Annotated in this window: 13 protein-coding genes; 4 read left to right on the forward strand and 9 right to left on the reverse strand. The window is 45.1% G+C overall.

All coding sequences use genetic code 11. The annotated features are described in order from the left end of the window. Window positions 1-31: 31 nt before the first annotated feature. From essB to BTA30_RS14610, 4 genes are all read right to left on the reverse strand, one after another. Window positions 32-1,351, reverse strand: coding sequence for a type VII secretion protein EssB (gene essB, locus BTA30_RS14595; RefSeq protein WP_076762045.1), 1,320 nt, complete (start codon window positions 1,349-1,351; stop codon window positions 32-34). 14 nt (window positions 1,352-1,365) lie between these two features. Beyond that, window positions 1,366-1,605 (reverse strand): ESX secretion system protein YukD, encoded by a 240-nt coding sequence (gene yukD / locus BTA30_RS14600; protein WP_076762082.1) that lies wholly within the window; start codon window positions 1,603-1,605, stop codon window positions 1,366-1,368. Window positions 1,606-1,685: 80 nt separating this feature from the next. After that, complete coding sequence (locus BTA30_RS14605) at window positions 1,686-1,982, reverse strand: WXG100 family type VII secretion target (protein ID WP_076762046.1); 297 nt, start codon at window positions 1,980-1,982, stop codon at window positions 1,686-1,688. Window positions 1,983-2,366: 384 nt separating this feature from the next. Continuing rightward, window positions 2,367-3,770, reverse strand: coding sequence for an alanine/glycine:cation symporter family protein (locus BTA30_RS14610; RefSeq protein ID WP_076762047.1), 1,404 nt, complete (start codon window positions 3,768-3,770; stop codon window positions 2,367-2,369). 182 nt (window positions 3,771-3,952) lie between these two features. Here BTA30_RS14610 and adeR point away from each other — a divergent pair, with 182 nt between their 5' ends. Together adeR and ald are read left to right on the forward strand one after the other, a co-directional pair. Continuing rightward, window positions 3,953-5,191, forward strand: coding sequence for a sporulation transcriptional activator AdeR (gene adeR / locus BTA30_RS14615; protein WP_076762048.1), 1,239 nt, complete (start codon window positions 3,953-3,955; stop codon window positions 5,189-5,191). Window positions 5,192-5,301: 110 nt separating this feature from the next. Then, the gene (ald, locus tag BTA30_RS14620; protein WP_076762049.1) at window positions 5,302-6,441 is read left to right on the forward strand and encodes an alanine dehydrogenase; all 1,140 of its coding nucleotides are present in this window, start codon (window positions 5,302-5,304) and stop codon (window positions 6,439-6,441) included. Window positions 6,442-6,715: 274 nt separating this feature from the next. Here ald and BTA30_RS23910 read toward each other — a convergent pair whose 3' ends face one another. The 3 genes from BTA30_RS23910 to BTA30_RS14635 are packed head-to-tail and all read right to left on the reverse strand — an operon-like array spanning window position 6,716 to window position 7,960. Beyond that, window positions 6,716-7,093: a hypothetical protein gene (locus BTA30_RS23910; protein ID WP_239693671.1), complete on the reverse strand. Its 378-nt coding sequence runs from the start codon at window positions 7,091-7,093 to the stop codon at window positions 6,716-6,718. A gap of 6 nt (window positions 7,094-7,099) precedes the next feature. Continuing rightward, complete coding sequence (locus tag BTA30_RS14630) at window positions 7,100-7,339, reverse strand: hypothetical protein (RefSeq protein WP_076762050.1); 240 nt, start codon at window positions 7,337-7,339, stop codon at window positions 7,100-7,102. A gap of 24 nt (window positions 7,340-7,363) precedes the next feature. Further along, a complete protein-coding gene (locus BTA30_RS14635) occupies window positions 7,364-7,960 on the reverse strand; it encodes a sulfite oxidase-like oxidoreductase (protein ID WP_076762051.1) in 597 nt (198 codons plus the stop codon). Window positions 7,961-8,060: 100 nt separating this feature from the next. Here BTA30_RS14635 and BTA30_RS14640 point away from each other — a divergent pair, with 100 nt between their 5' ends. Next, complete coding sequence (locus BTA30_RS14640) at window positions 8,061-8,657, forward strand: biotin transporter BioY (RefSeq protein ID WP_076762052.1); 597 nt, start codon at window positions 8,061-8,063, stop codon at window positions 8,655-8,657. A gap of 68 nt (window positions 8,658-8,725) precedes the next feature. On the opposite strand, the gene BTA30_RS14645 is transcribed toward BTA30_RS14640, so the two are convergent. Beyond that, window positions 8,726-10,054 (reverse strand): Na+/H+ antiporter family protein, encoded by a 1,329-nt coding sequence (locus BTA30_RS14645; protein WP_076762053.1) that lies wholly within the window; start codon window positions 10,052-10,054, stop codon window positions 8,726-8,728. 162 nt (window positions 10,055-10,216) lie between these two features. Then, window positions 10,217-11,707 (reverse strand): leucyl aminopeptidase, encoded by a 1,491-nt coding sequence (locus BTA30_RS14650; protein ID WP_076762054.1) that lies wholly within the window; start codon window positions 11,705-11,707, stop codon window positions 10,217-10,219. Between the two features lie 165 nt (window positions 11,708-11,872). Here BTA30_RS14650 and BTA30_RS14655 point away from each other — a divergent pair, with 165 nt between their 5' ends. Then, complete coding sequence (locus tag BTA30_RS14655; RefSeq protein ID WP_076762055.1) at window positions 11,873-12,349, forward strand: divergent PAP2 family protein; 477 nt, start codon at window positions 11,873-11,875, stop codon at window positions 12,347-12,349. Window positions 12,350-12,385: the final 36 nt, after the last annotated feature.

A 12,385-nucleotide genomic window follows, 5' to 3' on the forward strand; every position in this document is an offset into this window, starting at 1 on the left:
CGCCTCCTGCCAACAACAGGTTTTTTCGCTTTTATTTATCATCTTTTTTCTTTTTGTCTTCCTTTTCTTTATTTTCCTTTGCCGCCTGTTCTTGTTTTGCTTTTTCTTCCTGTTTAGCCTTTTCGGCATCCTGCTCGTCTGTGCTTGCCTGCTGGGTTTCTTCAGCATTTTCCTGCTGATCACTTTCCTGTTGTTCTGTCATTCTTTTGATTTCTTCATATTCTTTATTCAGCGGTTCAAGCTGTTTCTCTCGATCTTCACTTGATAATTGGTCATTGCCTTTGATTTCTTCCATATATTTAACGATGGCGTAGCCAATCCACGTATTGTCCTCCAGCAGTCGGGCCGTGTCTAAGGCTTCCTTGTTTTCGCCCCGTCCGATATGAATAAAATATTTAAAGTACTTCGGATCGGCTTGGAGAGTGAGCGTGTTCAACGCTGTTTCCTGTCCGTCCGCTTCCTTCAGCACGTTGTCAACGGCAACATATGAATATGCGAGCTGATATTGAACAGACTCGGGCATGTCGCCGGCATCATATTTATCGAGCGTACTGATGACTTTGCTGTACTGTTTATTTAAAAAGTAGCGGTTGCTTTCGACAAAGGCTTCCTGTTTGGGCTGTGCAAAAAATAGTGAATAAAAAGAAAATAGAACAGCCGGTATTAAGCATAAAATAAGACCTAATCCTATGTATCTTTGAATCTTCCACTTCTTCTTCGGAAGATGGACAAGCGTTTTTTCTTCAGCATCCAGTTCATCAAGTCTTTTTTGAATGACGGCTTTTAAATCGCCGTACGACTTGCTTGAGACGATGTCTTTCGCTTCATCTGAGAACTTTATTGTTTCACTGTATTTTAAATACTCTTCAAAGGTAAATTCTCCGTCAACAGCGAGCGCCGCTGCTGCTTTTACTTCTTTAAAGAGTCTTTCTTCATCGTTTTCATATGGCGGAATGCTTTCTTTCACTCCATAATGTAAAAATTCAGGGGTTAACCCTTTGTCAAAGACAATGTTTTCAGGCGCTACGATCAGGTGCAGCCTGTTGACAGCATGCTCTTCAACAGCCTTGACGAGCTGGTAGGCGAAAAGCCATTTGCTTTTTTTATTTTTAGACTTCAAATAACGAAATGCTTTATATTCAGCAGGAGGCTGAATTGAAATTTGGACTTCATCATCGGTCATGACGGTTTCTTTTGTAAAGGAAGGATCGACTTCTTTAATGACGTTTGCTTCCAAGCCGTTCACAAGATTGATTTTTTCTCTCTGAAAGCGAAATATATAGGTATCTTCTTCTTTCGTCATGACGGCCTCTAATTGATTTTCCAGATACGTTTTCTTTTTCTCTGCCATTCATCCAGATCCTTTCATAATATTTCCAGTCGGTCTCCCGTCGTAATACCGCATTGTGCTAACGTGTATTCGCCTGAAAAAACGGCATCTTTGTTTGCGACCCTAATCCAGTATCCCTCTCTGGGCGGGACATGGATGCTTTTGGCCTGCCAGGCGATGTCGATTACCTTTTTAACGGAATGGTAATCTGACAGTCTCAGATCAAAAGCGCTGCCGTCATAATGTTTTAAATCGATGGTAATGTCAACATACACCAGTTCATCACCTCTCAATAGAAAAAGCGCCGTCATCTTCTTTTGGATTAGGCGCTTCTCTCTTTCTTCTAATCTGTAAATTAGCCGCGGATTTGGCTAGCGATGTCTTGGTCAGTGCTTTCAAGAGTGTTAGCAGTCTGATGAAGCTGTTTAGAAACGTCGCTTAGAAGTTCAGCCATTTTAATAAAAGAAGGTCTTAGCTCTTGATATTGCTCTGCGAATGCACGGCTTGATTCACCTTCCCACATATCTTGAAGCTGATTGATCATTTGATCAAGACGCTGGTTAACCTGTTCAGTTACATCTCCGCTTTCTTTTTGATATCTGTCAGCCATTTGCCGCAGTTCTGCCGGCGTAACACGAATGATTCCTGACATATTCCTTATACCTCCTGCGCTATTCGCCCTAGATATGGGCTAAATAACTTATTTTTTTTGAACGTTTTAATTATAAAAACAAGATTGAGGCACAGTCAAACAAATCTGTTGTTATTTTACAAAATGAGTCTAAAGGTTTATCATTCCTCTATTTCCATCCAGCTAAAATTCTAGAAATCTAGTAATAAATTCTCAATTTATATTGATTTTTCGGACTGAATCAAAAGGAATGGTTATATATGACTACGGGTGGAATACCCAGCAAATAAACGGCCTGCCTGACAATCCATAGGGAAAAGGATGGATCGCACTATAATGAAGGAACTCAGGAAGCTGCAGCCAAAAAAAGCCTGCCTCCAAGCAAAGGAGACAGGCTTTTTTTCATCAGCCGGCTTTTAATGTAGCAGGTTTTTGCCGATTGTAGTGATGTAAAAAGTAATCGTCGGTTTCCGCACGGATCACCTTCCATAATAAAACAAGGGCCACTAAGTTCGGAATCATCATTAAAGCGTTCGCCATGTCGGCAAAAGCCCATACCGTACTCAGGCTTGCGACTGCACCGTAATAAGCGGCGAATACATAAACAATCCGGTAAACCGGCACCCATTTTAAGCCAACCAAGTATTCAAGACATTTTTCTCCATAAACATACCAGCCGACAATTGTTGAAAAGCCGAAAAAGATCACTGAAAACGTCACAATATACTTACCCGTTATTCCTAGTGAAGAAGCAAATGCGGCATTTGTCAGCGCCCCTGCATCAAGGGATGTGTCATGGGCAACACCTGAAAGCAAGCCGCCTGAAGGATCCCAGAAGCCCGTAATGATCAGGACAAGCCCTGTCATCGTACAAACGATCAAAGTCACGATGAACGTCCCTGTCATAGCGACCAATGCCGCCTTGACGGGATGATCCGTTTTGGCATTTCCGGCGATTAAAGCCGCCGTTCCCAAACCGGCTTCGTTTGAAAAGATCCCTTTTGACATACCGTTTCTGATCGCCTCAGAAACGATCACTCCTGTAAAACCTCCTGCTGCTGATACCGGGTTGAAGGCATGATGAAAAATCAGCTGAAACGCTGGAATAATTTGATCATAATGAAGAAAAATGATGATCAAAGAACCGCTGATATAAAGAATCGCCATGATCGGCACAAAGATGCTCGCAACCGTACTGACGCGCTGAAAGCCTCCGAAAATGATCGCCGCCGTTAATACCGCCAGCACAAGGCCGATCACCCAGTCGTGAATCCCGAAGGTGTGTGTAACCACTTCAGCAATCGTATTGGACTGAACGGAGTCACCGATGCCAAAAGAAGCGAGCACACCTGAAACCGCAAATAAGACTGCGAGCGGCTTCCACTTCTTCCCCAGGCCTTTCTCAACGTAGTACATCGGTCCTCCCGAATACTCGCCGCGTTCATTTTTGACCCGGTATTTGATAGCCAGCAAAGCTTCACTGTATTTGGTAGCCATCCCTAAAAGACCGACAAGCCACATCCAAAACAAAGCTCCCGGGCCACCGACCGTAATCGCCGTGGCCACGCCGGCGATATTTCCGTTTCCGATCGTTCCGGCCAGCGTCGTCATCAGCGCTTTAAAGTTGCTGACATCGCCGTCCGCCCCGGCTGATTCTTTTTCTTTCCCGAAAGCAAGCTTGAATGCATATATCAATCGTTTAAATTGAAGCCCCCGCAGGATCACCGTCAAAAATATACCGGTCCCTACAAGCAGAACGATGCCCGGGACTCCCCATAAAATGCCGTTTATTTTCTCTAATATAAACAATCTTCCCTACTCCTCTTATCTCAAAATAATTAAATTTGTTGTAACACCGTAGAACATTTATGAAAAATAATAAATCATAATCAACTTTTTTGTTGATTTTAACAAACAACTATATTCATAATAAAAGTAAGATGGGTATATGTCAAAATTTTTTCATGCAAACATAAAAGTAGGGGTTTTTTATGAATAATCGAATGAATCCTTTTAAATATCAATATGACCGATTAGAAGATGTGGCAGATCATATCAGCGAGGTGCTGGACTGTCCGATTACGATAGAGGATGTCAACCATCGCCTCCTCGCTTACAGCACGCACAGCGATTATACAGATCCGGCGAGGACATCGACGATCATCGGCCGGCGCGTCCCGGAAAAGGTGATCAACAAGCTCTGGAAAGACGGGACAATCCCCGCCTTGATGAAAACAGGCGAACCGATCAGGGTGGAACAAATCGATGAAGTCGGACTGAGCAGCCGGGTGGCGATCTCCATCTGGAAAAACAGCGAAGTGATCGGATTTATTTGGGCTCTTGAAAGCCAAAAAAAGCTGTCGGAAGAAGAGCTGCACCTCTTAAGGCTTGCCGCAGATTCTGTTAAGAATAAGCTTTTGCCCTATCAAGTCCGCAAACGAAAAAACGAACAGCGCAGCCAGGAGTTTTTCTGGAAGCTGCTCACCGGCCATATTTCAGAAGAACAGGAAATCGCTGAAGGCTTTCATCAGCTTGGAATCGGTGTACCGTCATCTTATTCTGTCTTAATCATCCGCCTGAAAAATGAAATCGAGGAAAAAACCGAAAAACAGCTCAATTATTTGCTGGAAACGACTCAGCAGATGCAAATTCTTCTGACCACGATCGATTATAATGAGCTGATCATCCTCGCTTCTCCAAAAACAGGGCAAAACGGGCAGCCGTTCAACGATTTGAAACAGTTTGCCGGAAGTATACAAAAGCAGCTGGAAGAACGCTATAAGCTGAACGACAGCACCATTTCGATCGGCGGAATGTACGCCTTGATCACCCGTGTGCACCAGTCCTATCAGGAAGCGCTCTCCGCCTTGAAAGTGAAAGAGCGGTTTGCGGATGAGACCAAACATCTCGTCAGCTTTTCAGAACTTGGCATTTATCAATATCTCGATGTGCTTGCCGAAAAAAGAAAGCAAGCAAACTATCCCAACTATTCTCTGATGCAGCTTGAAGCTTATGATCAAGAACATCACTCAAATCTTGTCGAGACGCTTGAACAATTTATCGAATGCGACAGCAATGTCAACACCGCCGCCAAAAAGCTGAACATTCACGTCAATACGTTAAACTACAGGCTGAAGCGCATTAGCAAAATCGCTGAAATCGATTTGAAAAACATTAATGAAAAGTTTACGATTTACCTTGAAATCAAGCTGCGCAACATGCATTTGTGAAATTCCACAAATGCATGTTTTTTTATTTTCTCATCCAAACAAAGAAAATTCTAAAAAATCAGTATAAACTAAAAGAACAGCCGTTTTACAGAAAAAGGAGGATCGATGCGATGATTATCGGGGTTCCGAAAGAAATAAAGAACAATGAAAACAGGGTAGCTTTAACTCCTGGTGCTGCGGCACAGCTGATTAACGCCGGACACCGCGTGATCATGGAAGCAAATGCAGGTGCAGGAAGCGGTTTTGAAAATGAGGATTACGTATCGGCGGGAGCGGAAATTGCCGAACAGGCGAAGGCCGTCTGGGATGCTGCCGATATGGTCATGAAAGTAAAAGAGCCTCTTCCTGAAGAATATTCTTATTTTAGAGAAGGGCTGATCTTGTTCACCTATCTGCATTTGGCTGCCGAGCCTTCTTTAGCAGAAGCATTAAAACAAAAAGGCGTCATGGCCATCGCATATGAAACGGTGAGCGCCGGCCGCTCTCTTCCTTTGCTGACGCCGATGTCAGAAGTGGCCGGAAGAATGGCCGCTCAAATCGGCGCCCAATTTCTTGAAAAGCCAAAAGGAGGAAAAGGCATTTTATTAGCCGGCGTTCCCGGCGTTGCACGCGGAAAGGTTACCATCATCGGCGGAGGTGTTGTCGGTACAAACGCGGCTAAAATTGCAGCCGGCCTTGGAGGGGACGTGACCATGATTGATCTCAACGCAGACCGGCTGCGCCAGCTTGATGATCAATTCGGCCATCAAATCAAAACACTGATGTCAAACCCGGTCAACATTGCCGACGCTGTAGCTGAAGCCGACCTTCTCATCTGCGCGGTGCTGATTCCAGGGGCAAAAGCTCCGACTTTAGTGACGGAGGAAATGGTAAAGCAAATGAAACCAGGCTCCGTGATCGTTGATGTAGCGATTGACCAAGGCGGAATTGTTGAAACGGTCGACCACATCACAACCCATGACAACCCGACCTACGAAAAACACGGAATTGTCCATTACGCCGTCGCCAACATGCCTGGCGCGGTTCCGCGGACTTCTACCATCGCACTGACGAATGTAACGGTTCCTTATGCGCTTGAGATTGCAAACAAGGGTGCAGCTAAAGCGATTCTTGAAAACGCGGCCCTCAAAGCCGGGGTTAATGCGGCAAACGGACATATTACCTATGAAGCGGTGGCCAGAGATTTAAATTATGATTACGTTCCGGCGGAACTGGCAATTGAAAACTCGTCGTCTGCGACGGAAGCTTAACATAAAAAAGCCAGAGACTTGCATTATCGGTCTCCGGCTTTTTAATTCATTTATATGGATATTCAACATTTATTTTCTAATTACTATCAACACGAAGAATCCTGGATGATTCCACGACTTCTTCTTAACTCTTTTGCCAGCAGTGAAGATCTTGGCCCTCTTTGACGCATTAGCAGTTTTATCTCCTCAATGCTTAGATAAGAAAGCCTAATATGATAGCAGTTGATATATTCAATTACAGCAAAAACATAGAGAAAAATATAAAGCATTAAATCTAGTGATTTATTTTGTATTTGATAGTGAAAATAAGGAATCCTGCCCCCACCAACATCAAGTTGAGCCTTTTTAATAAAAGAAAAAGGCGGATGATCTGCGGACTTAGATCAGAGCAGCTGTTTTGCTTTACCCGTTTATATTTGAGGTACCAATACAGACTGCCCTGCAGCAATAAAAATTCCAACAAAGCAAATGCAAATAAAGAAGGAATTGACATTAAATAAGGCTTTGTCCACTCAAGCAGATCAATGCTCCAAATCCACAGAATAGGAAAATACACAACTGCAAATCCTTCACCAAAACATAATTCAAACAGCTTTTTTTGAACTATTCTCTTCATAGACTGACGATTCCACTTTTTTATTGCGAAATTCAAACAATCCTATTCAGCTCCCCGCCCATTCCGAATCCTCCGGGCCGTTCCCAAAACAGGGATCACCCCAAACAAAAGCAGCAGCCACAAGACCCGGTCTGAAAAGTCTCCGGACAAAACCAGTGCAGCTGTAAGCGCAGCCAGCATAACCGTTAAAAAAACGGCAAAAGCGCTTTTTTTAAATGCTGCAAACAGAAGCAAAAAGCATGCAGCCAGCATGAAAAATATGATGAGCTGTATAAAAAACATCACGTTCCCTCCGATCATGACGGATTAATCAAAACTGTACCTTTCTTCCTTCCAAGGATTCCCCCGCATATGGTAGCCGTTTTTCTCCCAAAAGCCCGGGTGGTTTTCCTTTGTAAACTGGATGCCTCTCAGCCATTTGGCGCTTTTCCAAAAGTAAAGGTGCGGCATGACGGCCCTGAGCGGAAAGCCGTGTTCAGGGGTGAGCGGAACACCGTTGTGGGAGTGGGCCAGCAAAGAGGAATCCATTAAAAAGTCCTCCAGCGGCACATTCGCCATCCAGCCTTCCTCTGCATGCAAAATGACAAATCGGGCCTCCTCAAGCGGCTTTGTCCTTTTGGCTATTTCCTGCGTCTTGATGCCTTTCCATACATTATCGAGTTTTGACCATCCTGTCACACAATGGATGTCATTGGACACTTCGCTTTGCGGCATCTCGCACAATTCATCGAACGTCAATAGGAGCGGCTGTTCGAGCAAACCGTAGATTTGCAGATTCCATTTTGATAAATCTTCATAATCGGGAACATGGCCTGTATGGAGGACTGGAAACGATGTTGTGACATTCTGGTTTGGAGGCACTCTGTCAGACTGCTGATGCTGTCTAGCTTTTCCAAAAAACATGAAAGCACCCCTTTTTGTTAACTGATATAAAATACAAGTTGACAAACTATTTCATCATCTTTTACGATAAAGTTGTGAATCATGAGGAGGAACAAACAAAATGAAAAAACAAAAGCTTCGCGCCAGCGATATGGCGCTTGTCGGAATGTTTGCCGCCCTGATGGGGATCGGCGCGAATATCACTTCGTTTGCCCCTTTTCTGCAAATCGGCGGGATTCCGCTGACGATGCAGCCGTTTTTCTGCTTGCTCGCCGGCCTTCTGCTCGGACGCAGATTAGGTGCGCTGTCCATGATCGTTTATGCTTTAGTCGGCTTGATAGGCGCTCCTGTTTTCGCTTCTTTTTCCGGCGGTGCTGCCGCTTTTTTAAAGGGAAGCGGCGGTTTTATTTTGTCCTATATCCCCGCAGCATATGCTGCGGGCTCGATTACTGACAGAAAATCCGAACCGGGTACAGGCCATTTTTTCACAGCTTCATTTATCGGTACGTTGATCATCTATGTAATCGGCGTCAACTATATGTATCTCGCTTTTCGAACTTGGCTTGACACGCCTATAGCTTATCCTCACGCATGGGGGATGATGACCTGGTTTTTCATCAAAGACCTGGCCTTCTCCGTCCTGCTGGCCGCACTGGCTTCAAAGGTTTATAGAGCGGTTCAGAAAGCGGGCGGATTCAGAAGACATACCACTTTTTAACCCCAACAGGTTCTGTTTTCATTTTAGCAAATAAAAAAAAAAATTCCCCTGCAAACGGGGAATTTTTTTTAAAGAATAATCGCAGCGATCCAACCGAACAAAATCAGCGGAATATTGTAAAAAATGAAGGTCGGGACACAAGTATCCCAAATATGGTGATGCTGTCCATCTGCATTTAAGCCTGACGTTGGTCCAAGTGTGCTGTCGCTCGCCGGTGAACCGGCATCTCCCAAAGCAGCTGCCGTTCCGATAATGGCGATTGTCGCCATCGGGCTGAAACCGAGCTGCAAGCACAGCGGTACAAATATGGTTGCGATAATCGGAATTGTCGCAAATGATGAACCGATTCCCATTGTAATAAGCAGCCCGACGATCAGCATCAGCAAGGCGCCGACAACCTGATTGTTGCTGATCAAGCCTGTTGAAGCTTCAACAAGGGACTGCACATCGCCCGTTTTTTCAAGGACATTGGCAAAGCCTGCAGCGGCAAGCATGACAAAGCCGATAAACGCCATCATGTTCATTCCGCTCGTGATCAGTTCGTCAGCTTCGCCTCTTTTCATAGCGCCGCTTAAGAATAATACCGCCAATCCGCTGAGCGCGCCGAATATCATGCCGTCAACGTCTAAGCTCTGTGATAAATAAAGCTGCACACTTAATGAGACAGCGATGGCCGCCACGGCGATAGCAAGGCTTTTTTTCGTATAAGCCGCCGGCTTTTGTCCGGCGATTTCTTTCATTTCGTATGTGCGCGGTTTTCGATATACAAAAGCCGCTGCCGCAAGACCGACAACCATTCCCGCGATCGGAATGATCATTGCAAGCGGAATATCTGCCAAGGTAACGGAAAGCCCCGCGTCTTTCATATTATCTTTTAAAATCCCCTGAAAAATCTGGCCGAACCCGACCGGAAGCAAAATATAAGGAGCCGTTAATCCGAATGTCATCGCACACGCAATCACCCGGCGATCCACTTGCAGCTCATTTAAAATTTTCAATAATGGCGGGATTAAAACTGGTATAAATGCGATATGAACAGGTACGACATTTTGCGACATACACGAAATGATTAAAATGACAAGGACGATCAACACTTTCGAAAGTGTTTTACGCCGCGTGTCCCCTTCTTTGCCGATCAGCTTTACAGCAGCTTCGACCATGGCATCCGGAAGGCCCGTTTTCGTCAAGGAGACTGCAAATGCGCCGAGAAGCGCGTAGCTGACGGCTACCGTCGCATTTCCTCCAAGCCCTTCTGTAAAAACACTGACCGTCTGACCAAGGCCGAGCCCGCCGGTCAGACCGCCGGCTAGAGCACCTGCAATCAGGGCAATGACAACATTGACCCGCAGCAGGCTTAATATAAGCATCACAATAACAGCAATCACAACTGCATTCATATTTTAAACCTCCGAGAAAACACTTTAGTTTGCTAATGTAGTAGATAATTAAAGTAATGAACGTATAGTACCACATGATTTGTGATTGCGTCAATGAAGCTTTTAAATTTTGAAAACTTTTCTATAAAAAATCCCCTTCATAAACATGAAGGGGATTCAAGATTACAGATTGCCCGTAAACCGCTCAACAAATGTGACAAGCGTTCTCACCATCACGCCTGTTCCGCCTTTTGGCCCGAAGCACGTATGTTTATTTATCGTGGCCGTGCCGGCTATATCAAGATGCACCCATGGTGTCTGCTCTGCGAATTCCCCGAGAAAAGTTCCGGCCATGATAGCGTGGCCTTCTCTTCCGGGGGAATTGTTTAAGTCAGCCATTTGGCTGTTTTTTACTCTCTTCTTATCCTTTTCTGTAATCGGCAGCTGCCAAATCGCTTCGCCCGCTTCTTCGGCCGCCTGCCGGACATGCTGATAAAGCGGATCATGATTGGTCATGGCCCCCGTTGTTTCCGTACCAAGAGCGACGATCACACCCCCGGTCAATGTGGCAACATCAATCAATACAGAAGCTCCGTAGTGTTTCGCATAAGTCAGGCCATCGGCTAATGCGAGCCTTCCTTCAGCATCCGTATTCAAAATTTCAATCGTTTTGCCGCTGAGCGAAACAATCACATCATCAGGCTTCATGGCGCTGCCTGAAATCATATTGTCTGTAGACGGGATGACAGCAAGCACATTTTGCTCGGGGCGCAATTCCCCAATCGCTTCCATTGCCCCTAAAACACTTGCGGCTCCTCCCATATCCGACTTCATGCCGACAATCCCGTCTTTCGGTTTGAGAGAATAGCCCCCGGTATCAAAAGTGATTCCTTTGCCGACCAAACCGATGACATCATCCCATGTTTCTCTCCCTTGATACTTTAAAACGATCATTTTCGGCGGTTCTTCAGACCCTTGGTTGACCGCCAGCAGTCCGCCCATGCCGAGCTCTTCCATTTCATCTTTTTCAAGGATTTCGCATTCGAATTCGTATTTAGCCGCAAGTTCAGCCGCATATGAGGCAAGATCGGCCGCCGTGAGCATGTTGCCCGGCATGTTGACGAGGGTTCTCGCCGAATTCGTCGCATGGCCATACACCTGTCCGACATGCAGGCTGGCCTGAACTTCCTTAAGGTCATGGTCTGTCAGAGCATAGACATTTTTCAGGGAATGATCGGGTTCATTAGGTCTGTGCTTGTAATCCTGCACTTCATAGCATGACAGCATGCAGGATTCCGCCAATGCATGTGCAGCATCGTTTGCAGAGACTTGATCAGACACGAAACTGTCAAGCAAAACCGCCATCTCCTGTTTTCTGTCTTTGTAAATCGTTTGGACAGCTTCAGAAAAGCACTGCTTCGCGTCCTCAAACGTGAATTCCGCCTCCCGTCCCAATCCGACGACATACAGCCGTTTGACACCCGGGAGTGACGGGGTAAATATTTTAGACACTTTCGCTTTTTTGGAAGACACATCCCCGTCTTTTAAAAGCTGTAAGAGCTGACCGTTCAAGAGGCGGTCGATTTCTTCCGCTTTTCCATACAATTGGCTTTTTTTAAATAATCCGATCAGCAGCGTTTCTTTTTGATCAAAGTCTTTAAAGGCATAAAACATCAAGTTCACAGCTCCTTATCAGCAAAGTGAGTAAAATTGAGGCAACAATGTTATAATAGGAAAAACATTTTTTCCGTATAAGGTTTCATATGATATATTCTAACAAATAACTGTGTGATTTTCTGAATTCATCTCTATTTTCTCTATAGAAAGGATGTTCTGAAAATGGAAATCCTCACAAACTTTCCCTTACTGGCAAGCTTTGCCGCTATTTTTTTCGCTCAGTTCGTCAAAGTGCCCATTTACTTTATCGTCTCAAAAAAATGGGATTGGCGGCTGGTGACAAGCACGGGAGGAATGCCGAGCTCTCATTCAGCGGCCGTCACGGCGCTTTCTACGGGTGTGGCCCTTGATCATGGGATGGATTCGTCTTTGTTTGCGGTCTCCTCGATATTTGCGGTCATCACGATGTTTGATGCAACCGGCGTCAGAAGACACGCCGGAGAACAGGCAACGGTGCTCAATCGGCTTGTCCGGGACTTTAACCGCTTCGTCAATGAGGCAAAGGATTTTCCAAAAGTGCATCAGGAAGAAAAGCAAAAAAAGTTAAAAGAGCTGTTAGGCCATCAGCCGATCGAAGTCTTTTTCGGAGGGCTGACGGGAATCATCTTGACTTTGTTCCTTCACTATCTATTCATGTAAACATAAAAAACGTTTAAGCCGTTTCAGGTCTTAAAC

Source organism: Bacillus swezeyi, from assembly GCF_001969815.1.
Taxonomy (GTDB): Bacteria; Bacillota; Bacilli; order Bacillales; family Bacillaceae; genus Bacillus; species Bacillus swezeyi.

Coding starts and splice junctions, on each gene's coding strand:
- essB (WP_076762045.1), bottom strand. CDS start 1,351: ATGGCAGAGAAAAAGAAAACGTATCTGGAAAATCAATTAGAGGCCGTC.
- BTA30_RS14605 (WP_076762046.1), bottom strand. CDS start 1,982: ATGTCAGGAATCATTCGTGTTACGCCGGCAGAACTGCGGCAAATGGCT.
- adeR (WP_076762048.1), top strand. CDS start 3,953: ATGAATAATCGAATGAATCCTTTTAAATATCAATATGACCGATTAGAA.
- ald (WP_076762049.1), top strand. CDS start 5,302: ATGATTATCGGGGTTCCGAAAGAAATAAAGAACAATGAAAACAGGGTA.
- BTA30_RS14630 (WP_076762050.1), bottom strand. CDS start 7,339: ATGTTTTTTATACAGCTCATCATATTTTTCATGCTGGCTGCATGCTTT.
- BTA30_RS14635 (WP_076762051.1), bottom strand. CDS start 7,960: ATGTTTTTTGGAAAAGCTAGACAGCATCAGCAGTCTGACAGAGTGCCT.
- BTA30_RS14640 (WP_076762052.1), top strand. CDS start 8,061: ATGAAAAAACAAAAGCTTCGCGCCAGCGATATGGCGCTTGTCGGAATG.
- BTA30_RS14645 (WP_076762053.1), bottom strand. CDS start 10,054: ATGAATGCAGTTGTGATTGCTGTTATTGTGATGCTTATATTAAGCCTG.
- BTA30_RS14650 (WP_076762054.1), bottom strand. CDS start 11,707: ATGTTTTATGCCTTTAAAGACTTTGATCAAAAAGAAACGCTGCTGATC.
- BTA30_RS14655 (WP_076762055.1), top strand. CDS start 11,873: ATGGAAATCCTCACAAACTTTCCCTTACTGGCAAGCTTTGCCGCTATT.